This is a genomic window from Actinomadura sp. GTD37 (assembly GCF_041951365.1).
Lineage (GTDB): Bacteria > Actinomycetota > Actinomycetes > Streptosporangiales > Streptosporangiaceae > Spirillospora.
Genome location: NZ_JBGNUS010000001.1, coordinates 1,732,197 through 1,756,993 on the forward strand (window position 1 = coordinate 1,732,197; position 24,797 = coordinate 1,756,993).

Below are 24,797 nucleotides of genomic sequence, written 5' to 3' on the forward strand. Positions count from 1 at the left end.
CCCGTCCGGTCCGGGCCCGGCGTGGCGGGCGCCACGCCGGGCCGGGCCGGTGTGCTCAGCGGCCGGCGGCCAGGGCCTCGATCGCCTTACGGACGCCCTCGCCGTAGGCGGGGTCGGCCTGGGTGCAGTTGGCGATGTGCCGCTCGACGGTCGCCCGGGACGCGCCGTCGATCGCCCGCGCGGTGTTCTCGAAGAGCACCTGCTGCTGCTCGGGGGACATGTTCCGGAACAGGATGCCGGGCTGCTCGAAGTAGTTGTCGTCGTCCTCGCGGTAGTCGAACCGGTCGGCGACCGCGCCCACGGCCTGGGCCGGCTCGCGGTAACCGGGCTGCTCCTGCCAGCGGCCGTAGGAGTTCGGCTCGATGCCCGGGGTGGCGCCCTGGTTGCCGTCGACGCGCATGGCGCCGTCGCGGTGGTAGGAGTTGACCGGGTTCCTCGGCGCGTTCACCGGGATCTGGTGGTGGTTCACTCCCAGGCGGTACCGCTGGGCGTCACCGTAGGAGAACAGCCGGCCCTGGAGCATCTTGTCGGGCGAGAAGCCGATGCCGGGGACGACGTTCGCCGGGGTGAACGCGGCCTGCTCCACGTCGGCGAAGTAGTTCTCGGGGTTGCGGTTCAGCTCCCACTCGCCGACCTCGATCAGCGGGTAGTCCTTCTTCGACCAGACCTTGGTGAGGTCGAAGGGGTGGTACCGGTAGGTCGCGGCGTCGGCCTCCGGCATGATCTGGACGCACAGCTTCCACTTCGGGAAGTCGCCGTTCTCGATCGAGTCGAAGAGGTCGCGCTGGTGGGACTCGCGGTCCTTGCCGATCAGCGCCTCGGCCTCGGCGTCGGTGAGGTTCTTGATGCCCTGCTGGGTGCGGTGGTGGAACTTCACCCAGAACCGCTCGCCCTCGGCGTTGACGAAGCTGTAGGTGTGCGAGCCGAAGCCGTGCATGTGGCGGAGCGACGCGGGGATGCCGCGGTCCGACATCACGATCGTGACCTGGTGCAGGGCCTCGGGGAGGTGCGTCCAGAAGTCCCAGTTGTTCTCGGGGTCGCGCATGTTGGTGCGCGGGTCGCGCTTCACGGCGTGGTTGAGGTCGGGGAACTTCAGCGGGTCGCGGAAGAAGAACACGGGCGTGTTGTTGCCCACGAGGTCCCAGTTGCCCTCGTCGGTGTAGAACTTCAGCGCGAAGCCGCGGATGTCGCGCTCGGCGTCCGCCGCGCCGCGCTCACCGGCGACGGTGGAGAAGCGCGCGAACATCTCGGTCTTCTTGCCGACCTCGGAGAAGATGCCGGCGCTGGTGTACCGGGTGATGTCGTTGGTCACCGTGAAGGTGCCGAACGCGCCCGACCCCTTCGCGTGCATCCGGCGCTCCGGGATGACCTCGCGGTCGAAGTGCGCCAGCTTCTCCAGGAACCAGACGTCCTGCAAGAGCATCGGGCCGCGGGGCCCGGCGGTCAGCGAGTTCTGGTTGTCGGGCACCGGCGCGCCCGCGACGGTGGTCAGCGGCTTCTGGTTGTTCTCTGGCACGGTTCGCTCCTCTTCGGTTCTTGCTTCGGCGGTCATGCGCGGCGGGCGCGGCAGTCGGGGCAGGTGCCCCAGAACGTCACTTCCGCCGCGTCGACCGCGAACCCTCGCGGGTCCTGGACGTCGAGGCACGCGGCCTCGCCCGCCGCGCCCCGCACGTCGGCGATGGCGCCGCAGGCGCGGCACACCAGGTGGTGGTGGTCGTCGCCCACCCGGGTCTCGTACCGGGCCGGTGAGCCGGCCGGCTCGATGCGGCGGACGAGGCCCGCCTCGGTGAGCGCTCGCAGCACGTCGTAGACCGCCTGGGTCGAGACCGAGCCCAGCTCCCGCCGGGCGGCGGCCGTGACGGTGTCGGCGTCGGAGTGCGGGCCGGCCGCGACCGCCGCCAGCACGGCGACCCGCTGGCGGGTCACCCGCAGGTCGGCCTCCCGCAGGAGGGCGGCGGCGTCGATGGTCGGCATGACCTGGAGCTAAGCATCTTTTCTGGAATGAGTCAAATAAACGAGAGCCTCCAGGTTCGTCTCCGGCAGACGGCTCGATGATCTACGGCGCTATCTTCTGGAGCGTGGGCGAGGACGTCGGGCAGCTGCTTGCGGGGCGGTATCGGATCCTGGGGCTGCTCGGACGCGGCGGGATGGGGTCCGTCTGGCGGGCCCTGGACGTCCAGGGGCAGCGCGAGGTCGCGGTCAAGGAGCTGCGGCTGCCCGACCAGATCGGCGAGGACGAGCGCCGCGTCCTGCACGCGCGGATGGAGCGCGAGGCGCGGGCGGCGGCGCGGCTGTCGCATCCGGGGGTCGTGCGGGTCCACGCGCAGGTCGCCGGGGCGGACGGCCGGCCGTGGATCGTGATGGAACTCGTCCGGGGCGGGTCGCTCGCCGATCTCGTGCGGGAGCGGGGACGGCTGCCGGTGCCGCAGGTCGCCGCGATCGGGCTGCAGATGCTGGACGCGCTGACCGCCGCGCACGGGCAGGGGATCGTGCACCGCGACGTGAAACCCGCCAACGTCCTGCTGGAGGGCGAACGCGCGGTGCTGACCGACTTCGGGATCGCCGCGCTGGAGGGGGACGCGACCCTGACCGGAACGGGCGCGATCCTGGGCACCCCGGCGTACATGGCGCCCGAGCAGGTGCGGGGGACGCCCGCGACGCCCCGGTCCGACCTGTGGTCGCTGGGGGCCACGCTGTACGCCGCCGTCGAGGGCCGGGCGCCGTTCGCCGGGCCCAACCACGGAGCCGTCTACCTCGCCGTCGCGACCGAGGAGCACCCTCCGCCGGTGCACGCCGGTCCGCTCACGGGCGTCCTGAGCGGGCTCCTCCGGAAGGACCCGGACGCGCGGCTGCCCGCCGGGGCCGTGCGCGGCATGCTCGCGGCCATCGCCTCGCCGACGTCCGAAGCGGTGACGACGCCGTGGGGGCGTCCGGTCCGTGACGTCCGTCAGGCCCGCGGCGTCCGGGCGGCCGCGCTGGCGGCGGCGGCATCGCTCGTCGTCGGGGGCCTCGCCGCGGGCGTCTGGGCGCTGCGGCCGTCCGCACCGGACGGCCGCACCGCGAGCGCGTCGCCGAAGCCCCTTCCGCCCGGCGTCGACGTCCCCGGCGGCGTCTGGGGGATGGCCTTCAGCCCGAACGGCAAGACCCTGGCCACGGTCGGGGAGGCCGGCGGCCTGGAGTTGTGGGACGTGGCCACCGGCAAGTGGACCGCGCGGCTCGCGGAGCGCGACGGCGTGTCCAAGTTCAGGGTGGAGTTCAGCCCGGACGGCACGACCCTCGCCGCCGACGACGGGGACGGCGACATCGGGCTCTGGGACGTCGCGTCCGGACGGTCCCTCGACACGTTCACCGACCCCGACGAGGACGCGTCCCCGGACGCGATCGCGTTCAGCCCGGACGGCGACACCCTGGCGATCGGCGTGTCGACCATCCCGACGGTCAGCGAGGACGCCAGGCACATGATCCGGCTCTGGAACGTGGACGCGCACCGCATCGACGACACCCTCCGCGGCATGAGCAAGTCCATCCAGTCGGTGCGGTTCAGCCCGGACGGCGCGCTGCTGGCCGGCAACGACGATCAGGACGTCCGGCTCTGGACCGTCGCCGCCGACCGCAACGTCCGCGTCCTCGACGGGCACGACGGCTTCGTGCGCTCGGTGGCCTTCAGCCCGGACGGCGAGACGCTGGCGGTCGGCGCCGACGAGGGCATCCGCCTCTGGGACGTGGACGACCGCCGCCCGGGGCTGAGGCTCGATGGCGATGGCGATGCCGAAGCCCCCTTCAGCCCTAACGGCCGGTATGTGGCAGGGCGTGCGAAGGGCGACGTCAATTCCGTCCGGGTCTGGGACGCCGCGACGGGGGCCGAGGTGAAGCGGGTCGGCGGGCACACCGAGGGCGTCTACGCCCTGGCGTTCGATCCCGCCGGCGGGCTGCTCGCCACCAGCGACGACTCCGGCGCCGTCAAGTTCTCGCGGGTCCCCTGAGCGTCAGGGCCGCGTGACGGTCGCCATCGCGCGGTCGGGTTCCCAGTGGGCGCGCAGGGATCGGATCCGGCCGTCCTCGTCCACCGTGTAGATCAGGACGCAGTCGATGGTCATGGTGGAGCCGTCCGGCATGGTGGTGGTGATCGTGGCCACGTTCGCGCAGCAGGGGCCGTTGGCGAAGGAGTCGGCGATCGTGAAGCGGAAGCCGGCGATCGTCGAGATGAAGTCGTCCCAGAAGGCCGTGATGCCGTCGACGCCCCGGTGGCCGTTCCCCGAGGGGTCGAGGAAGGACGGGCCCACGGGGTCCTCGACCAGGGCGTCCGGCGCGAAGAGGGCCAGCCAGTCCTCCTTGCGGCCCTCGATGACGGCCGCCATGGACGCGCGGGCGGCGCGGCGGGCCGGATGGTCCGCGTCGGCGGCGTGCCACGCGATCGCATCTGTAACGTGTTCTTGTTTCACGGTCCCACCTTCGCGATGACGGTCTCGGCGAAGCGCTCGAGGTTCTCGATCTTCTTGGCCAGCGGCTGGGTGTCCGGGCCCTTGGCGTAGGGCATCCGGAAGCCGACGATCACGTCCGTGACGCCCTTGTCCTCCAGGCGCTTCACGCCGTCCGGCGTGTAGGCGTCCATCGAGATGACGTGCACCTCGAAGGGGTCGCCCGCCTTGCCCTCCTGCTTGCGGATGTCGTTCAGCCTGCCCAGCAGGCCGTCGAGGTCGTCGCCGCCCGCGTGCATCCAGCCGTCCCCGCGCACGACCGCGCGGCGCAGCGCCGGCTCGCTGTGCCCGCCGACGAGGATCGGGAAGGGCTCCGCGGGAGTGATCTTCAGCGCCGGGACGTCGTAGTGCTCGCCGTGGAACTCGAAGTAGCCGCCGGAGCTGAGGCCGCGCAGGATGTCGATGGCCTCGTCCATCCGCTTGCCGCGCCGCTCCCACGGCACGCCCAGCGCCTGGAAGTCCTCCGGCCACGGGCTGAGGCCGACGCCGAGGCCGAGCCTGCCGCCGGTCAGCGCCGCGATGGACGCCGCCTGCTTCGCCACCAGGACCGGCGGGCGGATCGGGAGCTTGAGGACGAACGGCGTGAACCGCAGCCTGGTCGTCACCGCGCCCAGCGCGGCGATGAGGATGAACGTCTCGATGAAGGGCTTGTCCTCCAGGAACTCCCTGTCGCCGTCCGCGGTGTAGGGGTAGGTCGAGTCGGAGTCCCGGGGATAGACCACGGAGTCGGCGACCGACATGCTCGTGTACCCCGCCTCCTCGGCGGCCTTGGCCAGCGGCACGTAGAACGACGGGTCGGTCATCGCCTCGGCGTAGGTGAACCTCATGCCCAGATACTAGAACCCGTTCTAGTCCCATGCCAGGCCCCATGATGGGTGCATGATTCCCGTTGGAGTCTCGGCACGGACCTGGGAGTCGCTCGTCACGGCGGGTTCTGAACGGCGGTTCCGCGTGGGCGACGTCCTGCTCCGCCAGGGCGACCCGCCGGCGCATGTCCTCCTGCTACTGGCGGGCAGGGTCAAGGCCCTGCTCACCCTCCCGGACGGCGAAGTGCTGCTCCTCGCCGTGCGCGGGCCCGGCGAGCTTCTCGGCGAGATCGCCGTGCTGGGCGGCGACGGCCGCTCTGCGACGGTCATCGCGTTGGACCCGTGCGTCACCCGAGTGCTGCCCGCCGACCGCTTCCGGGCCGTGGTGCGGGAGACCGGCGCGGAGACGGACCTGCTGCGCCGCGCGATGCGGCGACTGCGCGAGGGGGAGGAGTGGCGCGCGGAGACGGCGGCGCTGCCCGCCGGACCCCGCGTCGTCCGGGCGCTGCTCCGGCTCGCCGTGTCCGGCCGGGAGGTGGGCCTCGGCCAGTCGGAGATCGGCCAGGCGGTCGGCCTGTCCCGCGGCGTCGTCGCCGCCGAACTGGCGCGCCTGCGGGAGGCGGGCATCGTGGCGACGGAGCGCGGCCGCACCGTCATCACCGATCTTCCCCGCCTCCGCGCCCTGGCCGCATCAGGTCGCGGAACTGTCTGAATCCTGACAGTTCGTTCAGCGGCGCGGGGGCAGGCTGGGGCCATCCGCAGGCTCTGGAGGCCATATGGACGAATACCGCGCTGTTCTCGTCGTGGATGCCGAGAAGTTCAGCGCTCATCGCGACGTCGAGCTACCGGACGTCCACCTGGAGATCCGGCGTGTGCTGGGCGTCGCCGCCACGGGCAGCGGGCTGGGCCGGACGTGGGAGAACGTCCGGTTCATGCAGAGCACCGGGGACGGAATCCTCGCCGTCCTGCCGCATGAGGCGGTGCCCGCGCTCATCGATCCCTTCCCGCGGCGCCTCCAGGAGGCGCTGGCCGAGTGCGCTCCCCGGCTCCGTGCGCGGGGGGTGCGGCTGCGGCTCCGGGTCGCGCTCCACGTCGGGCTCGTGGACGACGAACGTCCCGACGCGCCCGGCCTCTCCACCGCCGTCATCGACGTCTGCCGCCTCGTCGACAGCCGACCGCTGCGCGACGCCCTCGAACACAGCGACCCGGAGGTGACCTTCGCGGCCTTCATGGTCTCGCGGGAACTGTTCACCGACTTCGTCGCCGGCGGGCGGACCCCGCTTCGCGGGAGCCAGTTCACGGAGGTGGAGGCGAAGGTCAAGCAGTACGCCAGGCCGGCCTACCTGTACGTGCCGGCGCCGTCCGAGAAGGGCCGGCCGGACGGCGCGGCGGAGCAGGCCGGCGCCGACCGGGCGCCCGTGCCGCCGCCGGCGTCGGGGACGTCCATCAGCGGCACCACCATCAGCGGCGACAACCCGGTCAACGCGTTCGGCAACACGGTCTCCGGCGACTTCAAGCTGGAGCGGTGATGACGGAGATCAACGACGTCACGATCAGTGGCGACAACGCGGTCAGCGCGTTCGGCAACACGGTCTCCGGCGACCTCTACATGAACATCCGCGCCGAGCGCGCGCGGCGGGTGATGGGCTTGGCGGAGGAGGAGATCCGCGACCGGGTCGCGGGTTACGTCCGCGTGCGCAACCACGACCTGATCGTGGAGGCGCTGAGGAGAGACCGCGTGGTCGCGCTCGCCGGGCCCAAGGGGGCGGGGGTCACGACCACGGCGGTCGCCGCGCTGCGCGAACTCCGCCCGGAGCTGCCCATCATCCCCTTCTCGTCGGCCGAGACCCGCGACACGGACTGGAGCGTGGAGCGCGGGTACCTGTTGCGCGCGGCCGACGAGGACGACGAGTCGCGCCTGCGATCCTGCAAGGAGTCGGTGCGCGCCAGCCCCGGCAGCTGCCTGCTCATGGTGGGGACCGCGGCGGAGGTGCGCCGGTCCGCGGAGTTCCTCCAGCCGATCATCGTGGAACCGCCGGCGGCCGACGCCGTCTACCGGCGCCGCCTCGACGTCCGCGGTCTGGGCGGTACCGAGTGGCCGGGCTGGCCCCGCGCGGCGGAACTGCTGAAGAACGCGTCTCCGGGGGACGCCCGCCGCCTCGCCGACCTCGTGTGGGAGACCGGTGACGCGACGGAGGCCGAGCGCGCCTATCTCCGGTGGGCGGAGCAGCTGCGCGCGTGGTTCGCCGAGTCCTCCGGGCTGCGGGACCAGACACTGCTGATCGCCGCCGCGGCGATCACGCCGGCGACGGAGTCGAGGGTGTACGGGGCCGCCCTGTCGCTGGCCCGCCACCTCCGGATCAACGTGGAGGGCGGCGGGCTGGCCTGGTGCCCGTCCGGTGCGCTGAGCGAGTTGCTCGGCGCGGACCGTGTGGACGACCGGCTCGAATTCCGCCGGTACGGTTACGCGTCCACGGTGCTGCGCCACGTCTGCCAGGACTATCCGCTGGTGCGGACCGACCTGCTGGCCTGGCTGTCGGAGCTGCCGGCCGACGAGGCCGTGATGCTGGACGCCGCGCTCCAGCGCAGGGTCGCCGCCGTCTTCGCCGACCTGGCCGCGGACAACGACATGCCCGCCTGGATCTTCCGGATCGCCCGCGGATGGGCCGACCGCGGGAACGCGGACCTCGCCTACCTGGCGCTGGCCGGGACCTGCCTGCACCCGGGCGTCGGCGGGCGGGTGCGGAGGCAGCTGTACGAGTGGTCCACGGAGCGCCAGACGCGGCAGACGCTGAAGCTGGTGATCGTCCGGGTCTGTCAGGAACTGGGCCGGACGTACCCGTCGATCGCGATGACCCGGCTCAAGCACCTCGCGAAATCCGGCAACGACCAGGTGCGCGCCGAGGTGGCCGATGCGGCCGCCGACCTGGCGCGGGTGCACGGCGAGGAGGTGTTCAAGGCGGCGCTGGGGTGGTGCGGGGCCGCCGCCGGGTCGGACTCGGAGCAGGACGCCGCCCGCCTCGCGGCCACGGCGCTGCGGATCCTGCTCGACATGCCGGACGGCGTCGGGCCGGAGCGGGCCGCCGCCGTGCTCGGGGCCGTCCAGCGGCTCGCGGTGTGCGGTGACACGGTCCGCTCGGCGGCGCTGGCGGCGGCGCTGCGGCTGGCGTCCGGGCACCGGGACGCGGTGGTCGGCGCGGCGCTCGGCTGGGCGCGCGCCGGGGACGGCCCGCCCCCGTACGGGAAGCAGCTCGCGCTGTTCGGCGCCGCGCTGTTCCTGGAGCTGGCGGCCGAGCGGGGCGCGGACGGGCTCGCGCTGGTCCTGACGGGTCCCGGCGCGGTCGCGCCCGCGCCGTGCGCCCCCGCGTGGTCGGTGATGCTGGCCGTGGAGGTCGGGACGGACGCGGGATTCGGCGGCGTACCCGACACGGTCATGCTCTGGCTCGACACGGCGGCGGCGCGCCCGGACCTGCGGCCGAAGATCGTCTCGCTGTTCGCGGCGGTGGCCGAGCAGGAACCGGAGAGGCGGACGCTCATGGTCGAGCTCGCCCGCGCCTGGGCGGGGACCCGCCGCGATCACCGGGGGATCCGGGACGACCTCCTCATGCGGCTGCTCATGCCCGAGTGGAAGCGGCTGCTGCTGGTGCTCTGGGTGACGCTGCGGCGGCGGGCGACGGGGGAGGGATGAGGGCCGTTCGTCCCTTGCCGGGCGATGGGCGGGGTGGTTCGGTGGGGGGATGAGCAGGATCGCGGTGGTGACCGGGGGGACGTCCGGGATCGGGAAGGAGATCGCGCGGGGGCTGGCGCGGGCCGGGTTCCTCGTGGGGATCGTCTGCCGGAACGAGCTGCGCGCCGCCGCGACGGTGGACGAGCTGGTCCGGGACGTGCCGGGCGCGCGGGTCGAGACGTTCCTCGGGGACCTGTCGGTGCAGCTGGACGTCCGGCGGGTCGCGGCGTCGCTGGAGGAGCGGTTCGGCCACCTGGACGTGCTGGTCGACAACGCGGGCGTCCACCTGCTGCGGGCCAAGGAGAGCGCGGACGGGTACGACCGCATGATCGCGACGAACCATCTGGGGCCGTTCCTGCTGACGAACCTGCTGCTGGGGCTGCTGGAGAAGGGCGCGCCGTCGCGGGTGGTGATCGTGGCGTCGGAGGCGCACCGGCAGGCCGGCCGGTTCGAGGTGGAGCGGCTGGCCGAGCCGGGGCCGTACGGGCCGGCGGAGTCGATGCGGGTCTACGGGCGGTCGAAGCTGCTCAACATCCTGTTCGCGCAGGAGCTCGCGCGGCGGATGGAGGGCAGCGGGGTCACGGTGAACGCGGTCTGTCCGGGCGCCGTGGCGACCGGGCTGCTGAGGGACGTGCCCGGCGCCGGACGGGTCGGGGCGCTCCTCGCGCGCACCCCGTTCCTGCGGACGCCCGCGCAGGGGGCGCGGATGGCGTTGCGGCTGGCGCTGGACGAGGAGTTCGAGCGGCGGAGCGGCGGTTTCCACAGCTCGACGCCCGGCGCCGGGCTGCTGCCGAAGGCGGGCGCGTTGAAGGATCCGGACCTCCAGCGAGCGGTTTGGGACCGTTCTTCCCGTCTTGTTGGGTTGCCCTCCCTATAGGGTCTGGGTGCGTGAGCCACCCGCAGCACAGCCGCCCGCAGCACAGCCACGCGCACAGGGCGCCGCAGCCGCAGCCGCAGCCGCAGCCGCAGCCGCAGCCGCAGCAGCCGCAGCAGCCGCAGCAGCCGCAGCAGCCGCCGAAGCCGTCCGCGTTCAAGGACCTGTTCGGCGGCGCCGGCTACCTGCTGCGCGGCATCGGATGGATGGCGCGCCATCCCGCGCAGTGGCTGTTCGGGCTGATCCCCGCGCTGATCGTGCTGGCCGTGTACGCGGCGGCGCTGGTCTTCCTCGCGCTGCGGATCGACGACCTGGCCGGGTGGGTGACGGGGTTCGCCGACGGCTGGGCGGACGCGGCCCGGACGTCCGCGCGGGTCGTCGCCGGCATCGCGCTGTACGGGTCGGCCCTGTTCCTCGCGATGATCACGTTCACCGCGGTGACGCTGCTGGTCGGGGACCCGTTCTACGAGGCCATCGCGGTCCGGGTGGAGGAGTCGCAGGGCGGCGCGCCGCCGGAGCCGGACGTCCCGCTGCTCGTCCAGATCGGCCGGGCGGTCAAGGACACGCTGATCATCGCGGTGATCGCGCTGGCGTTCGCGGTCGTGTTCTTCGCGTGCGGGTTCCTGCCGGTCATCGGGCAGACGGTCGTCCCGGTGGTCGCCGCGCTGGTGTCGGGCTATTTCCTGGCGGGGGAGCTGAGCTCGGTCGCGCTGGAGCGGCGCGGGATCCTGCGCAAGGAGCGGTTCGCGCGGATGAGGGCCGACCGGCCGCTCGTGGTCGGGTTCGGCGCCGCGACTTTTGTGGTGTTCCTCATTCCGCTGGGCGCGGTGCTGGCGATGCCGGGCGCGGTGGCGGGAGCCACCCTGATGGCGAGGGAGCGCCTGGCCGGCGACCCGCCGCTCGCCGCGGGTGACGGCGGCATGACGAACCCTCACTGAGGCGATAGAAAGATGTGTCCTGAGCGTGATTGCGCACGGGATGGCCAGTCCTGATCTTGGCGTAACGTGTGCCGCATGTCCGATCAGGGGGAGCGCGGTGTGCGCTGGACCGATATGAGCGAGAGCGAGCCGCGGGACGAGTCCGGGCAGGCGCCCGGCGCCGGAGGCGCCACCGGACCGCAGGTGGCCTTCCCCGAGCCCAAGGTCCCCGAGGAGTTCATGCCCGCGCCGGCCGGCCCCGCCGACCCCGCCGACTTCGGTGCGGACGCGCCGTCGCACGACGTGTGGGGCAAGGTCGAGGAGACCCCGGCCCCCGCGGAGCCCCCGGCGCCCGAGGCGGCCCCGGCGCCTGCGAAGCCCCCGTCCCAGAGCTCCGGCGACCGCGCCGCCGACGACGTCAAGGTCGCGCCCGTCCCCGAGGACGAGGCGCCCCAGTGGGAGGGCTCGCTCTTCGACGAGGGCGCGGACGACTCCGACGGCCCCGGCTCCAACTACGTGCCGGCCGTGCCGACCGGGTCGGGGCAGCCCGCCAAGCCGGGCAAGCCGAGCAGCGGCAACTGGCAGATGCCCGACTGGATGGCGGACGAGGAGTCCGCCGACGCCAAGCTCGGCGGCTCGCCGAAGCCGCCCCGCGACCGCCGCGACCGCCGCGACCGCCGTGACGGCGACGGCGGCCTGGACGGCGACGGCGGCAGGTCCAGGCTGATGCTGTTCGGCGGAGTCGGGCTGCTCGTGGTCGCGCTGATCGCGGCCGGCGCCGTCTTCTTCGTCAAGGGCGGCGGTGACGACGGGTCCTCGACCCCGTCCGGCACGGCCGACAAGCGGGCGGCGGCGGAGGAGTCCCAGGCGGCGCAGGTGAAGCCGCCGCCGGACAAGGCGCTCGCGAAGTTCCGCGGCACCCCGAGCCGGATGCTCGGCATGGTGACCGACGCCCATTCCGGGCTGGCGTACCCGCGGCTCGCGGCGCCCTGGCAGGTGCCGACGAAGAAGAACAAGCTGGGCACGGCGGGATGGTCCGGGCAGCAGATCCTGGTGACGGAGCGGCTTCCCCAGCAGCTCTGGTACGGCCAGCTGCTCACCGGCACGCTGCACCCGAGCCTGGTGAGCGCCTACGACGGCCCGGAGAGCGTGCAGAACGTCGCCGCGCTGGTCGCGCAGTCGCAGGAGGCGCAGTACTACGCGTTCCCGCACAAGTCGGCGCCGCTGGCGTCGCAGGCGCTGACCGTGGACGGGCACCGGGGCTGGCTGGTCGCCTCGTATCTGACCTACCGGCGGGACGGGGTGCGGGCGACCGGCGAGGTCGTCGCCACCGCCGTGATCGACACCGGCCGCAAGACCCCCGCGGTGGTGTTCGCCTCGATGCCGAACACGCACAAGCAGCGCTGGCCGGACGTGAACGAGTTCCTCGCCCATCTGAAGATCGCGTCCTGACGGAGCACGCCCTTACCGACCGAATGGCGTTCTAATAAGCTGTGGCCACGTCCGAGGAGAGGTGCGGCCATGGCGATCGGGTTGACGGAGGAGCACGAGGCGCTGGCGGCGTCGGTGCGCGGGTTCGCGGAGCGGAACATCCCCGCGCGGGCGGCGCGCGAGGCGGACGCCGGGTTCTGGCCCGCGCTCGCCGCGCAGGGGCTCCCCGGCCTGCACCTGCCCGAGGACGCCGGCGGCCAGGGGTTCGGGATCCTGGAGCAGGCCGTCGCGCTGGAGGAGCTCGGCCGTGTCCTCGCTCCGGGCCCGTACACGCCGACCGTTCTGGCGTCGGCGATCCTGCACGCGTGCGGGGCCGGCGTGCCCGGCCTGGCGGACGGCACCCGGACCGCCGCGGTGGCGCTGTCCGGCAGCCTGGACGTCGACGGCTCGACGGTCTCGGGCGTGGTCCAGCCCGTGCTGGGCGCCCCGCTCGCCGACCTGTTCGTGCTTCCGGCCGGTGACCGCTGGGTCGTCCTAGACCGGGAGGACGTCACCGTAGGGGCGCTGGAGTCGCTCGACATCACGCGTCCCGTGGGCTCGGTCACCGTGGACGGCGTGACCGTCGACCGCTTCTACGCCGGGGCGGACGCCCAGGCCCTCGCCACCGTCCTGCTGGGTGCGGAGGCGTGCGGTGTCGCGGGACGCGCCCTGGACGACGCCGTCGCCTACGCGAAGCTCCGCGAGCAGTTCGGCCGTCCGATCGGCCAGTTCCAAGGCATCAAGCACAAGTGCGGCCGGATGCTCATCGCGGTCGAGCGCGCCAGGGCCGCCGTCTGGGACGCCGCGCGCGCTCTGGACGAGCCCGAAGAACAGCGCGCCTACGCCGTCGGGGTCGCCGCCGTGCTCGCCGCCGACGCCGCGGTCACCTGCGCTGAGGGCAACATCCAGGTTCATGGAGGCATCGGCTACACCTACGACCACGATGCCCACCTCGTCTACCGGCGGGCCATGACGCTCCGCGCGCTCATGGGGCGGGCCGGTGAGCACCGGGCCGCCGTCGCCGCGCTCGCGGTGCGGGGCGTCCGGCGGGCGATGAGCATCGAGCTGGCCGAGGACGCCGAGCCGGTCCGCGCGGAGATCCGCGCCCGCGTCGCCGAGCTGGCCGCGATGGAGCCCCTGGAGCAGCGCGCCGCGATGGCGGAGGGCGGCTGGGTCACGCCGCACCTGCCGGAGCCGTGGGGCCGGGGCGCCGGGCCGCTGGAGCAGATCGTGATCCAGCAGGAGCTCGCGGCGGCGCGGGTGCGCCCGGTGCCGCTGATGATCGCGGCGTGGGTCGTCCCGTCGCTGGTCCAGTACGGGACGGCCGCGCAGCGGGAGCGGTTCCTGCCGCCGACGCTGCGCGGCGAGATCATCTGGTGCCAGCTGTTCTCCGAGCCGGGCGCGGGCTCCGACCTCGCCGGGCTGCGCACCCGCGCCGAGCGCGTCGAGGGCGGCTGGCAGATCACCGGCCAGAAGATCTGGACGTCCCTCGCCCGCGAGTCCCAGTGGGGGATCTGCATCGCCCGGACCAGCCCGGACCGGCCCAAGCACGACGGCATCACCTACTTCCTCGTGGACATGGCGTCGCCCGGCATCGAGGTCCGCCCGCTGCGCGAGTGCACCGGCGAGGCGGTCTTCAACGAGGTGTTCCTGGACGGCGTGTTCGTCCCGGACGACCTCGTCGTCGGCCCCGTCGACGCCGGCTGGCGCGTCGCCCGCACCACGCTCGCCAACGAGCGCGTCGGGCTGACCCGCAGCTTCCAGCTCGGCGGCGACCTGCCGAAGCTGCTCGAACTCGCCGCCGGGCTCGGCGCGGACGGCGACCCGGTCGTCCGCGACGGGCTCGGGGGCCTCGTCTGCGACGAGCACTCGTTCAACCTGCTCGGCCTCCGCGCCACGCTGAAGCAGCTCTCGGGCACGGACCCGGGCGCCACGGCGAACGTCCGCAAGCTGGTGGCGATGGAGCACGGCCAGCGCGTCACCGAGTTCGGGTTCACCCTCCTCGGCGAGGAGGGCGCGCTGACCGGCGGCCGCAAGGACGACCTCCGCGCCCGCTGGACGTTCTACCTCCTCGCGTCCCGCGCGATGACCATCGGCGGGGGCACCACGGAGGTCAACCTCAACGTGATCGGCGAGCGCATCCTCGGGCTGCCGCGCGACCCCGAGCCGGTGGGGTAGCGTCCAGGCTCACATGGGGGAGCGGACACCTTGATGGAGCGGACACGGCACCTCGTGGCCGCACTGACCGGGCTCGGGCTCGGGCTTGCGGCGCTCGGGCCGGGGCTCGGGCCCGGGTTCGTGCTGTCGTACGACATGGTGTTCGTGCCCGACCCGTCGTTCACGGACATGACGTTCGGTCTGACCGGGGTCGTGCCCAGGCACGTCCCGAGCGACGCGTTCGTCACCGCGCTCGCCGCCGTCGTCCCGGCGGACGTCGTGCAGAAGCTCGTCCTGCTGGCGGTCTTCGTCATGGCGTGCACGTCGGCGGCGTCGCTGGTGCCGTCCCGCCGCCTCCTGCCGCGCCTCGCCGCCGGGGTCTGCTACGCGTGGAACCCGTTCGTCGCCGAGCGGCTCCTCCTCGGCCAGTGGGCGCTGCTGCTCGGCTACGCGGCCCTTCCCTGGGTGGTGTCCGCCGCCGCCCGCACGGAGGAGCCCGGCGGGGGCCGCCGCCTCGTCCGCGCCCTGCTCCCCGCCGCGATCGGAGGTTTCGCGGCGCTGACCGTCACCGGCATCACGGCCCTCGCCGTCGCCGCGGCGACCGGCCGCGCGCGGGCCGGTCTCCGGGTCGTCGCGGCCGCGGGGGTGCTGAGCCTGCCGTGGCTGGTGCCCGGCGTGCTGCGCCCGGCGGGGCTGCCGGGGGACGGCGCGGCCGTCGACCTGTTCGCGGCCAGGGCGGACACGCCGTTCGGGACGCTCGGGAGCCTGCTCCTGCTCGGCGGCGTGTGGAACGGCGAGACGGTCCCGGCCGGGTACGGGGCGCCGGTGACCGCGGCGATCTGGCTGCTCGTCGTCGTCGTCGCGCTCGCCGCGTACTGGCGGTGGGGCCGGGAGCCCGTGTGGTGGCGCGGCGCGGCGATCGCGGCGGTGGCCGGGTTCGCGATCGCGGCGCTCGGCGCGGTCGCCGCGCCCGTCCTCGAAGGGCTCATCGGCCTCTGGCCGGGGTTCGCCGTGCTGCGGGACGGGCAGCAGTACGCGGCGCCGCTCGCCGTCGTGGTCGCGGTGGGCCTCGGGGTGGCCGCCGACCGGGCGGCCGAGGCGAGGTGGCCGGGCGCGGCCGCCGCGGCGGCGGTCGTGCCGGTGATCCTGCTGCCGACGCTGGCGTGGGGCGCGGCGGGCGAGCTTCGGGCCGTCCGCTATCCGGACGACTGGGCGCGCGCGCGGCAGATCATCGACCGCGACCCCGCGAAGGGCGACGTGCTCGTCCTGCCGTGGGCGTCGTACCGGAGCTACCCCTGGAACCACGGTCGCCGTGTGCTCGACCCGCTGCCCCGCTACCTGCACCGGCGCGTCATCGTGGACGACGCCGTCACCGTGGGCGGCACGACCGTCCCGCAGGAGGACCCGAGGGCCGTCCGGCTCGCGCCGGTCGCGAGGACCGGGGCGCCGCCCGCCGCGACGCTCCGTGACGAGGGAGTACGGTACGTCGTCGTCGACGCGGAGACCCGGGGGGCCGGCGCGGTCGCGCCGTCGGGTGCGGCGGTCGAGGTGCTGCGAGGCGCTGACCTCGTCGTCTACCGGATCGACGGGGCCGTCGAGGCAGCCGGGGAGCGTGTGCCCGCAGCGCCCGTCGTCGCCGCCTGGGGCATCGTGAGTCTGGTCGTTTTCTGGTCAATCCTGGCCCCAGGTACTACTCTGAGCTTTCCATTACTCGGCAGTATCAAGGCTCGCAGCCCCAACCACCGACGAAGGACCCCCTGATGCGCATCGCCATCGCCGCAGTGGTCGGCGTCCTGCTCGCCGCCGGAGCGTCGTTCGGCACGGTCCAGCTCGTGAACGCCTCCCAGCAGGACCCGGTCATCAAGCCGCTGTACAACTACGGCTCCCGGTGACCTGAAGGCCCTGATGGGGACCCGGCGTGACGGCCCCGCCCTCCTGGAGATCGTCGTTCCCGCCCGCAACGAGGCCGATCGGCTTCCGGCGGGGCTGGCCCTGCTGTGCGACAAGCTCGCCGGCCTGCCGCTGCGGGCGGAGGTCGTCGTGGTCGACAACGCCAGCACCGACGGGACGGCCGGGATCGTCCGGTCCTGGGACGGTCCGGTGCCGGTGCGGCTGGTGCGCTGCGAACGCCGGGGCAAGGGGGCGGCGGTCCGGGCCGGGCTGCTGGAGACGCGGGCCCCGTACGTGGGGTTCATGGACGCCGATATGGCAACAGACCTCGCCGCGCTGGACGAAGCCATCGTCCTGCTGCGCGAGGGCCGCCCGGTCGTGGTCGGGTCAAGGCGCCACGGTCGGTCGGTCGTCCAGGGATACGCGCTGCCGGTCAGGCGGCTCGGCGCCATCACGTTCAACCGGATCGTCCGCGACCTCGTGGGCGGCATCCAGGACACCCAGTGCGGATTCAAGTTCTTCGACGGGCCGCTCGGGCGGGCCGCCGCGGAGGAGCTCCGCACGACCGGTTTCTCCTTCGACGTCGAGCTGCTGGCCCACTGCGTGCGGCGCGGAGCGTCCGTGACGGCCATTCCGGTGGTCTGGCGCGACCGTCCCGGCTCGACGTTCTCGGTGCGGCGCCACTCGGTGCAGTGCCTGCTGGACTTGGCGCGCATCCGCGCCCGCGCCGGGTTCCGCGTGCCCGGGACGCCGATCATCCCCGTCGTGCCGATCCGGACGATGCTCGCCGAGCCGAAGCTCCCCGAGCCGCGCCCGGCGCCGGTCACCGTTCCGGAGCAGGCCGTCTCGACGGAGGCACTCCCAGGGCGGGCATCGACGTCGAGCGCCAAGTCGGGATGAGCGCGGGTCTGCGGCTGGCGGTCGTCAACTGGCGGGACCCCTGGCATCCGGCCGCCGGCGGCGCCGAACGCTACGCGTGGGAGCTGGCCCGCAGGTTCGCGGGGCAGGGAGCCCGCGTCCACTATGTGACGTGCAGGGCGCCGGGGCAGGAGCGCAGGGAACGGGCCGAGGGCGTGGAGTTCGTGCGCCTCGGCGGCCGGTTCACCGTCTACCCGCTCGTCCTGCTCTGGATGCTGGGGCATCGCCGTCGCTTCGACGCGGTCATCGACTGCCAGAACGGCATCCCGTTCTTCACGCCGTGGGTGCTGCCTCGCCGTGTACCGGTGTTCTGTGTCATCCACCATGTGCACGACGCCCAGTTCGGCTTGTACTTCCCCAGATGGCTGGCCTGGCTCGGGCGAGTGCTCGAAGGGCCCGTGAGCCGCTGGACGTATCGGCGGCACGCGTTCGTGGTCGTCTCGCCGTCCACGTTGCGCGCCGTGAGGGAAAGGCTGGGGTGGACGGGGCCCGCCCATGTCGTCCACAACGGGTCGTCCGTGGTCGAACCCGATCGCGCGGTCTCGGTCCCTGCTGGAAAGCCGGATCTGGTGTGCGTGACGCGTCTCGTCCCGCACAAGCGCCTCAACCTCCTCCTGGACCTCGCGCAGAGCCTCGCCGAGACCCGCCCTGAGCTGAAGCTCCACATCGTGGGGGACGGCCCTGAAGCGCCCGCGCTGAAGGCCGCGATCAGTGCGCGCGGCCTGGACGACGTCGTCATCGCGCACGGATACGTCCCCGAGAACGTCAAGGCGGCCCTGGTCGCCCGCGCCGACCTGCACCTCAGCACCTCCCAGGGCGAAGGGTGGGGGCTGAGCGTGATCGAGGCCGCCGCGCTGGGCGTCCCGACCGTCGCGCACGACGTGGACGGCCTGCGCGACGCCGTCCGCGACGGGATCACCGGATGGCTCGTCCACCAGGGGGACGACCAGGCCGGAGTCGTCGAGCGCGCCCTCAAGGAGCTGGACGATCCCACGCGGCGCGATCAACTGGCAACAGAATGTCAGGGGTGGGCGGCAGAGTTCGACTGGGCGCGCACCGCCGACCGGATGGGCGACCTGATCGGCGTCGCCGTCCGCGCTGCGGGCGGCCGCCGGTACGGTGGCGGGCACCCTGGCTGACGTCCGGGAGAACAGGGAGAATCCCGGCAGCGCACACGGAGAGGGGCAGGGGGCGAGCATGGCCGTGGGAGAGGCGAATCCGCCCCGCGCCGGCGCGGCCGGCCGGCCGGCCCCCGGCGGTCCGGCCGGGCCCGACGCGGCCGCGCGGCTGCGCGAGCGGCTGCGCGCCCTCGCGTGCTGCCTGGCGCTGACCGCGATCGCGTTCGGCACCCGGCCCGGCGCCATCCTCGCCGACACCAAGATCGACATGGCGGTCAACCCGCTCGGGTTCCTCGGCCGCGCCCTCCACCTGTGGGACCCCGAGCAGTTCGGCCAGTTGCAGAACCAGGCCGTCGGCTACCTGTTCCCGATGGGCCCGTTCTTCGCGCTCGGCGACGTCATCGGCCTGCCCGCCTGGATCTCCCAGCGGTTCTGGCTGGCGCTGCTGATGTGCCTGGCCTTCGCCGGCACGTGGCGGCTCGCCGGGCGGCTCGGCATCGGCGGCGCCGGGCCGGACGGGCGCGGGCAGGGCACCCGCATGTTCGCCGCGATGGCCTACGCGCTCGCGCCGAACGGGCTGGCCACGCTCGGCCAGATCTCCTCGGAGTACCTGCCGCTCGCGATGCTGCCGTGGATCGTCCTGCCGCTGGCCGGCGCGGCGTCCGGGGAGAGCGGACGGCTGAAGGCCGCGGCCCGGTCCGGGCTCGCGATCGCCTGCTGCGGCGGGATCAACGCGACCGCGACCATCGCCGTCCTCGTCGTCCCGTTCATGTACATCGTGACGCGGCCGCGCGGGTCGTTCCGCGTCCGCATGCTCGCCTGGTGGACGGCCGCCGCGGGCGCCGCGACCGCGTGGTGGCTCGCCCCGCTGCTGCTCACCGGCACGTACGGGTTCTCCTGGCTGACCTACACCGAGAAGGCGGAGACGACGACCGGGCCGACCGGCCTGATCAACGTGCTGCGCGGCGCGGAGCGCTGGGTCAACTACCTCATCGTGGACGGCCAGGTCTGGTGGCCGGTCGGGCACGGCCTCTCGCTCAGCCCCGTGCCGATCGTCTGCACGGGCGTGGTCGCGGCGCTCGGCCTCGCCGGGCTGCTCGGCCGGCTGCTCCCCGAGCGGACGTTCCTGCTGCTCACACTGCTGACCGGCGTGGCGATCGTGTCGATGGGCCACATCAGCGACCTCCCCGGCCCGTTCGCCGCCCAGCTCCGCGACCTGCTGGACGGCCCGCTCGCGCCGCTGCGCAACCTGCACAAGTTCGACGCGGTCGTCCGGCTGCCGCTCGCGCTCGGCCTCGCGCACCTGCTCACCGCCGCCGGGCGGCGCGTCCGGCACGTCCGCGGCGCGCGCGACGGCGGGTTGCGCGGCCTGAGCGACGGCGCGGGCCCGGCGCTCCGCCTCTCGCCCCGGTCCCTGGCCAGCCTGCCGGTCGCCGCCGCCGTCGCGCTCGGCGGCATCGGGCTCACCGCGGTCTCGCACGGCCTGTCCGGGCCCGGCGATTTCAAGGAGGTGCCGAAGTACTGGCGGGACGCCGCGTCGTGGATCAACGCGCGGGCCGGGCAGCAGGGCGTGCTCGCCGTGCCCGGCGCCCCGTTCGGCGAGTACCTGTGGGGCCGTCCGATGGACGACATCGTCCAGCCGCTGCTGACGGCGCGGTGGGGCGTCCGGCAGCTCGTCCCGGCCGGGTCGCCCGGCTACACGCGGGCGCTGGACGCCATCGACCAGCAGGTGCGCTCCGGGCAGGGCTCGCCGGGGCTGAGCGGCTTCCTCGGCCGGATGGGCGTCCGGTACGTCCTGGTCCGCAATGACCTGCGGCGGGAGACGCTGCGCGGCGCCTGGCCCGCCCGCCTCCACCAGGCCCTGGGCGACTCGCCCGGCATGCGCCGGGTCGCCTCGTTCGGCGCGCCCGTGGGCGGCGGCAACGACGACGCGGTGACGGCCGTCGACCAGAGTTACCCGCCGCTGGAGGTCTACGAGGTCGAGAGCGCCGCCGACGTCGTGAACCTCGCGGACGCGACCAAGCCCGTCCGCGTCTACGGGGGGCCCGAGTCGCTGCTCGCCATGGCCGACGACGAGGCCCTCCCGGAAGGGCCCGTCCTGCTGGACGACGACGGCCCCGGCCTGGGCGGCGCCCCCGTCGTGACCGACTCGCCCCGGCTGCTGAACCGCAACTTCGGCGAGCTGCACCAGACGTCCCAGACCCTGTCGGCCGCGCAGCGGGGCGAGGCCACCGACGTCCTGGACAAGGGCTGGAAGCGGTACACGACCCACGTCGCCTACGGCGGCGGCCTCCGCGACGTCACGGCGTCCACGTCGGCGTCCGGCGAGGAGGCGATCCCGCAGGCCCGCAAGCCCGAGGCGACCCCGTACGCCGCGTTCGACGGCAACCGCCTGACCGCGTGGGAGACGGGCGGCTGGAACGGGCCGTCCGGGCAGTGGCTGCGCGCCGACTTCGACCGGGCCCGCGACGTCCGGAACCTGACCGCCACGTTCGTGCAGAACGACGCCCTCGGGCCGCCCGTCTCGCGCGTCGCCGTCGAGACCGAGCACGGGACCCTCGAACAGGACGTGCGGAAGAGCGCGAACCCGCAGGCGCTCCGCGCGCCGGACGGCCCGACCCGCTGGCTCCGGCTGCGCATCACCGCGCTCGCCTCGGAGCCGATCGTCCCCGCGTTCGCCCGCGCCGCGATCGCGGAGGTGGCGGTCGGCGGCGTCACGCCGACCCGCACCTACACGATGCCCGCCCCGGCCGGGATCGAGGGCCCGGCCACCTACGTGATGAACCGGGCGCCGGGCGCGATGAGCGAATGCATGCGGGGCAGCGCGCGGTGGGTGTGCTCGCCGTCCCTCGCGTCCGGCGACGAGGAGGGCGCGGGCTTCGACCGGACGTTCACGTCGGCGGTGACCGGCAAGGCGCCCGTCACGGGGACGGCCGTCCTCACCGACCAGCAGCTCGTCGACCGGTACACGGCCGTGCACGGGCAGCCGGTCGTCGCCGCCAGCTCGACGCTGTCCGGCCACCCCGCCGACCAGGCGAGATCGGGTTTCGACGGCGACCCGGCGACGTCCTGGATCGCGGGGGAGAAGGACGCGGAGCCCACCTACACCGTCCAGTGGACGGGCCGTGAGCGGGTGTCCAAGGTGACGGTGACGCGGCCGCCCGGCGCGGCGGGCCCGGTCCGGCTGCGGGTCGAGGGCGACAAGGGCCAGAGCCGGGAGGGCCTGTCGGACGCGGACGGCACGCTGTCGTTCGCGCCGATGACCACCGGCCGGCTGACGGTCACCTTCTTCCGGGACGGCCGGACGCAGCCGGTGCAGCTCGCCGAGCTGACCGTCCCCGGCGTGAAGCCGTTCCCGGACGTGCGCACCTACCCGCTGGAACTCCCGTGCGGCTACGGGCCGAAGCTGCGAACCGCCCCGCCCGCGAACCAGACCGGCGCGGGCCGGGCGGGCGCCGGGCAGGCCGGGACCATTCAGACGAAGGCGACGGGCACGCTCGGCGACCTGCTCGCCGGCCGCCCCCTCCGGTTCAGCGCGTGCAAGCAGGCCGTGCTCGCGAAGGGCCAGAACCACCTGGCGTCGGCGCCGTTCGACACGTACCGCGTCGACACCGTGACGGTCGGGGCGAAGCCCGGCCCGGACACCGCCGCCCGGCCGCCGCAGCAGGTCGACGTCGTCAGCTGGGGCTCCAGCTCCCGCAAGGTCGAGGTCGACGCCGCCACCGCCTCGTTCCTCACCGTGAACGAGAACTTCAACACCGGCTGGCGCGCGACCGCGGGCGGCGCCGAGCTGCGCGCCGTGCGGCTGGACGGATGGAAGCAGGGCTGGGTCGTCCCCGCGGGCACCAGCGGCGTCGTCGAGCTGACCTACACGCCCGACCGCGCCCAGCGGATCGCCGTCGTCGCCGGCCTCAACCTGCTCGTCGTCCTGCTGATCGCCGCGGTCTGGCCGGGCCGGGCGGGCGGCGGCCGCCGCCCCGGCCCGCGCGCCGCGGTCGCCGGGACGGGCTGGCCCGCGTGGGCGGCGATCGGGCTCGCCGCCGCGCTCGGCGGCTGGATCGCCGGGGTCCCCGGCCTCGCCGTCACCCTCGGCGTCGCGGCGGTCTGCGGCTGGGCCCGCACCCGGCGCTCCGCCGTGCTGCGCGCGCTCGCCTCCCCGTGGACGATCGCGATCCTCATGCTCGCCGGCACCGGCTGCCTCGCCGCCGCGATGTGGCTGGACCTGCTCGACAACCCCGCGTCCCCGGCCGGCCCGGTCGGCGACATCGCGCCCCAGCTGCTCGGGCTCGCCGTCGTCGGGCGGGTCGCGGTCGAGCTGTGGCGGCCGAAGCCGTCCGGCGGCTCGTCCGGCGGGCCGATCCCGCTCAGCTGGACGGCGCCCGGACAGGGGCCGGACGGGCCCGGTCCCGGCGCCGGGTCAGCGCCTGGACCGGCCGCTCCACCAGGTAGTGGCTCAGGGTCCCCGCTGCGATGGACGCCGCAGCCATCAGCGGGAGATCCGTCGCGACGTCGCCGCGGAAACCCCGGTCTGTCACGTCGTACCAGGAGACGATGATCAGCAGCTGCCAGAGGAACACGCCGTAGGAGATCCGGCCGAGGAACCGCATCACCGGGTTGCCGAGGATCGCGCCGAGCGCGGGCTGCCCGGCCGGCGCCAGCGCGACCGGCGCCACCAGCGCCGCCGCGCACAGCCCGAACGCGACGAGGTGCAGCGTGGACGTCCAGAACCGGTCCGGCGTCTGGAGGCTGAGCGGGCCCGCCGCGGGCGTCGCCGCGACCACGTAGAGCATCGCCGCGGCGGCCCAGCACGCGCCCCACGAGTCCGACACGGCCCGGCACAGCGCCGCGACCGGGCGCCGCTCGTCCAGCCGGGCCCACACCGTCACGACGGCGAGGGCCATCCCGATCGCGAACCAGCAGAAGTACCGGGGCAGCCACAGCCCCATCCCCGAGTGCCGTTCCGGGACGAACATGGCGGCCGTCCAGGGGAGCGACAGCGCCGCGTACACGCCGATGCCGGTCAGTAGCCGCCTGGCCCGGACGCCCACGTCGTGGGTCCGCACCCGGCGCGCGTACCAGCCGAGGACCGCCGCGGTGAACGGCAGCGTGATGTACCACCCGGCCTCGACGACGAGGCTCCAGAACTGCCCGAGATGCGCCGGTCCGAGCGCGCCGTCCCACCACGGGTCGGGCAGGTACGTCTGCGTGAGCGTGAGCAGCGACGCCCAGGTGACGGGGTCGCCGATGTGGTCCCGTCCCGCCGTGGCCATGTAGACGACGATCACGGCCCAGTAGGCGGGCAGGATGCGGAACACCCGTTTGCGCAGGTACTCGACCGTGCGGGGGGCGGCCCGCCCGTCCAGGACGGCCGCCGCCCAGGGCCGGTAGAGCAGCAGCCCGGACAGCGCGAAGAAGATCGGCACGCCGATCTGGCCGCCGTTGAACAGCCAGCGCGGCCCGTCCGGGTTGGTGATCGACCCGGCGGCGCTGGCCACATGGAAGACGAGGACGGCGAGCGCGGCGACCGCCCGGAGCCCGTCGAGCGTGTCCTGGTGGCCGGAGATCGGCGGCGGCGCCGGTCTCACGGGTCCCTCCTCCGCAGGATGAGCGCGAGATTCCAGGTGGCGATCTCCCTCAGGCCGGGGACGCGGACGATCCCCTCCGCCCAGCGCGGGTGGTAGCGGGGCAGGGCGTCCAGGACCTCGACGTCGTCGCGCCGCCGGGCCCATGCCAGCGCCGACGACACCGACACGGGGTGCAGGGTGAGTCCGTACCGGTTCTTCGGCGGACGCCCCGTCCGGCGCTCGTACCAGCGGGCGGCCCGGTCGCCGCCGAGGTAGTGCCACGGGGAGGTCTCGTGCCCGCCCCACGGGGACAGCCAGTTGGTGAACGACAGGAACACCGTCCCGCCCGGCCGCGTCACCCGCACCATCTCGTCGGCCATCCGCCACGGCTCCGGCACGTGCTCCAGGACGTTCGACGAGAAGCACACGTCGACGGCCCCGGTCCGGAACGGCAGCTCCAGCGCACTGGCGACGAGCTGGTTCGGCTCCCGGGAACCGTGCGCCGTCAGCTCGCCGAGGTCGTGGTCGATCCCGGTGCAGCGGGCCCCGGCGGCGGCCAGCGCGCGCGCGGAGAAGCCGAAGCCGGTCCCCACGTCGATGACCGTGGCGCCGTCCAGGTCGGTGTACGAGCCGAGCTGCGCGACGGCGTCGCGTGCCATCAGGTCGTAGAAGTACTCGGGCTCGCTCCGCTCGCGCCGGAACGCGCTCAGCAGCCGTACCGACCGCGCCAGCGTCGCGCAGTGCCGGGGGACGAGCAGCGGCCCGGGCGCCGCGGACTGACCGTGTGCCGCCGAGGCCAAGGCCCACCTCACCAAGTCGCATCGCCGAAGTAACGGGGAGCTTACCGGCCGGTACACCCCAGCGGCAGCCGCTCCACC

The 24,797-nt window shown here is 74.0% G+C and carries 18 protein-coding genes and 1 pseudogene; 13 read left to right on the forward strand and 6 right to left on the reverse strand.

The window, feature by feature from the left end:
* Positions 1–55: 55 nt before the first annotated feature.
* Together ACA511_RS08325 and ACA511_RS08330 are read right to left on the reverse strand one after the other, a co-directional pair.
* Entirely contained in the window at positions 56–1,552 is a 1,497-nt protein-coding gene (locus tag ACA511_RS08325; RefSeq protein WP_375023469.1) for a catalase, read from the reverse strand.
* Entirely contained in the window at positions 1,549–1,974 is a 426-nt protein-coding gene (locus tag ACA511_RS08330) for a Fur family transcriptional regulator (protein WP_375023470.1), read from the reverse strand. The genes ACA511_RS08325 and ACA511_RS08330 overlap by 4 nt, the downstream gene beginning before the upstream one ends.
* Positions 1,975–2,078: 104 nt before the next feature.
* Here ACA511_RS08330 and ACA511_RS08335 point away from each other — a divergent pair, with 104 nt between their 5' ends.
* The gene (locus tag ACA511_RS08335) at positions 2,079–3,983 is read left to right on the forward strand and encodes a WD40 repeat domain-containing serine/threonine protein kinase (protein ID WP_375023471.1); all 1,905 of its coding nucleotides are present in this window, start codon (positions 2,079–2,081) and stop codon (positions 3,981–3,983) included.
* 3 nt (positions 3,984–3,986) lie between these two features.
* Here the strand turns inward: ACA511_RS08335 and ACA511_RS08340 are convergent, their stop codons facing one another.
* Both ACA511_RS08340 and ACA511_RS08345 read right to left on the reverse strand, forming a co-directional pair.
* On the reverse strand, positions 3,987–4,442 hold the full coding sequence (locus ACA511_RS08340) for a nuclear transport factor 2 family protein (protein ID WP_375023472.1): 456 nt from the start codon (positions 4,440–4,442) through the stop codon (positions 3,987–3,989).
* Positions 4,439–5,305, reverse strand: coding sequence for a TIGR03619 family F420-dependent LLM class oxidoreductase (locus ACA511_RS08345; protein ID WP_375023473.1), 867 nt, complete (start codon positions 5,303–5,305; stop codon positions 4,439–4,441). Before ACA511_RS08345 ends, ACA511_RS08340 begins: the two co-directional genes overlap by 4 nt.
* Positions 5,306–5,357: 52 nt before the next feature.
* Between ACA511_RS08345 and ACA511_RS08350 the strand changes: the two genes are divergently transcribed.
* The 12 genes and pseudogenes from ACA511_RS08350 to ACA511_RS08405 form a co-directional block, all read left to right on the forward strand.
* On the forward strand, positions 5,358–5,996 hold the full coding sequence (locus ACA511_RS08350) for a Crp/Fnr family transcriptional regulator (RefSeq protein WP_375023474.1): 639 nt from the start codon (positions 5,358–5,360) through the stop codon (positions 5,994–5,996).
* Positions 5,997–6,060: 64 nt separating this feature from the next.
* Positions 6,061–6,813, forward strand: coding sequence for a hypothetical protein (locus tag ACA511_RS08355; protein ID WP_375023475.1), 753 nt, complete (start codon positions 6,061–6,063; stop codon positions 6,811–6,813).
* On the forward strand, positions 6,813–8,972 hold the full coding sequence (locus ACA511_RS08360) for a hypothetical protein (protein WP_375023476.1): 2,160 nt from the start codon (positions 6,813–6,815) through the stop codon (positions 8,970–8,972). Before ACA511_RS08355 ends, ACA511_RS08360 begins: the two co-directional genes overlap by 1 nt.
* Before the next feature lie 49 nt (positions 8,973–9,021).
* A complete protein-coding gene (locus tag ACA511_RS08365) occupies positions 9,022–9,888 on the forward strand; it encodes an SDR family NAD(P)-dependent oxidoreductase (protein WP_375023477.1) in 867 nt (288 codons plus the stop codon).
* A gap of 11 nt (positions 9,889–9,899) precedes the next feature.
* A complete protein-coding gene (locus ACA511_RS08370) occupies positions 9,900–10,823 on the forward strand; it encodes an EI24 domain-containing protein (RefSeq protein WP_375023478.1) in 924 nt (307 codons plus the stop codon).
* A gap of 75 nt (positions 10,824–10,898) precedes the next feature.
* A complete protein-coding gene (locus ACA511_RS08375) occupies positions 10,899–12,254 on the forward strand; it encodes a hypothetical protein (protein WP_375023479.1) in 1,356 nt (451 codons plus the stop codon).
* Positions 12,255–12,323: 69 nt separating this feature from the next.
* Positions 12,324–14,450, forward strand: coding sequence for an acyl-CoA dehydrogenase (locus tag ACA511_RS08380; RefSeq protein WP_375023480.1), 2,127 nt, complete (start codon positions 12,324–12,326; stop codon positions 14,448–14,450).
* Between the two features lie 33 nt (positions 14,451–14,483).
* Positions 14,484–16,190 carry a hypothetical protein gene (locus ACA511_RS08385; protein WP_375023481.1) on the forward strand — a complete coding sequence of 569 codons (1,707 nt, stop codon included), beginning with the start codon at positions 14,484–14,486 and terminating at the stop codon, positions 16,188–16,190.
* Positions 16,190–16,321: a hypothetical protein gene (locus ACA511_RS08390; RefSeq protein ID WP_281181612.1), complete on the forward strand. Its 132-nt coding sequence runs from the start codon at positions 16,190–16,192 to the stop codon at positions 16,319–16,321. The genes ACA511_RS08385 and ACA511_RS08390 overlap by 1 nt, the downstream gene beginning before the upstream one ends.
* A gap of 13 nt (positions 16,322–16,334) precedes the next feature.
* Positions 16,335–17,219 (forward strand): glycosyltransferase, encoded by an 885-nt coding sequence (locus ACA511_RS08395; RefSeq protein ID WP_375023482.1) that lies wholly within the window; start codon positions 16,335–16,337, stop codon positions 17,217–17,219.
* Complete coding sequence (locus ACA511_RS08400) at positions 17,216–18,376, forward strand: glycosyltransferase family 4 protein (protein ID WP_375023483.1); 1,161 nt, start codon at positions 17,216–17,218, stop codon at positions 18,374–18,376. The genes ACA511_RS08395 and ACA511_RS08400 overlap by 4 nt, the downstream gene beginning before the upstream one ends.
* Positions 18,377–18,434: 58 nt before the next feature.
* Positions 18,435–20,567, forward strand: a pseudogene (locus ACA511_RS08405) (alpha-(1->3)-arabinofuranosyltransferase family protein); the annotation flags it as partial.
* Positions 20,568–22,719: 2,152 nt separating this feature from the next.
* Here the strand turns inward: ACA511_RS08405 and ACA511_RS08410 are convergent.
* Both ACA511_RS08410 and ACA511_RS08415 read right to left on the reverse strand, forming a co-directional pair.
* Positions 22,720–23,940 (reverse strand): acyltransferase family protein, encoded by a 1,221-nt coding sequence (locus ACA511_RS08410; RefSeq protein ID WP_375023484.1) that lies wholly within the window; start codon positions 23,938–23,940, stop codon positions 22,720–22,722.
* Complete coding sequence (locus tag ACA511_RS08415; protein WP_375024712.1) at positions 23,937–24,677, reverse strand: class I SAM-dependent methyltransferase; 741 nt, start codon at positions 24,675–24,677, stop codon at positions 23,937–23,939. Before ACA511_RS08415 ends, ACA511_RS08410 begins: the two co-directional genes overlap by 4 nt.
* Positions 24,678–24,797: the final 120 nt, after the last annotated feature.

Coding starts and splice junctions, on each gene's coding strand:
- ACA511_RS08355 (WP_375023475.1), top strand. CDS start 6,061: ATGGACGAATACCGCGCTGTTCTCGTCGTGGATGCCGAGAAGTTCAGC.
- ACA511_RS08395 (WP_375023482.1), top strand. CDS start 16,335: ATGGGGACCCGGCGTGACGGCCCCGCCCTCCTGGAGATCGTCGTTCCC.
- ACA511_RS08325 (WP_375023469.1), bottom strand. CDS start 1,552: ATGACCGCCGAAGCAAGAACCGAAGAGGAGCGAACCGTGCCAGAGAAC.
- ACA511_RS08345 (WP_375023473.1), bottom strand. CDS start 5,305: ATGAGGTTCACCTACGCCGAGGCGATGACCGACCCGTCGTTCTACGTG.
- ACA511_RS08380 (WP_375023480.1), top strand. CDS start 12,324: ATGGCGATCGGGTTGACGGAGGAGCACGAGGCGCTGGCGGCGTCGGTG.
- ACA511_RS08350 (WP_375023474.1), top strand. CDS start 5,358: ATGATTCCCGTTGGAGTCTCGGCACGGACCTGGGAGTCGCTCGTCACG.
- ACA511_RS08385 (WP_375023481.1), top strand. CDS start 14,484: ATGGAGCGGACACGGCACCTCGTGGCCGCACTGACCGGGCTCGGGCTC.
- ACA511_RS08390 (WP_281181612.1), top strand. CDS start 16,190: ATGCGCATCGCCATCGCCGCAGTGGTCGGCGTCCTGCTCGCCGCCGGA.
- ACA511_RS08330 (WP_375023470.1), bottom strand. CDS start 1,974: ATGCCGACCATCGACGCCGCCGCCCTCCTGCGGGAGGCCGACCTGCGG.
- ACA511_RS08365 (WP_375023477.1), top strand. CDS start 9,022: ATGAGCAGGATCGCGGTGGTGACCGGGGGGACGTCCGGGATCGGGAAG.
- ACA511_RS08400 (WP_375023483.1), top strand. CDS start 17,216: ATGAGCGCGGGTCTGCGGCTGGCGGTCGTCAACTGGCGGGACCCCTGG.
- ACA511_RS08360 (WP_375023476.1), top strand. CDS start 6,813: ATGACGGAGATCAACGACGTCACGATCAGTGGCGACAACGCGGTCAGC.
- ACA511_RS08375 (WP_375023479.1), top strand. CDS start 10,899: ATGTCCGATCAGGGGGAGCGCGGTGTGCGCTGGACCGATATGAGCGAG.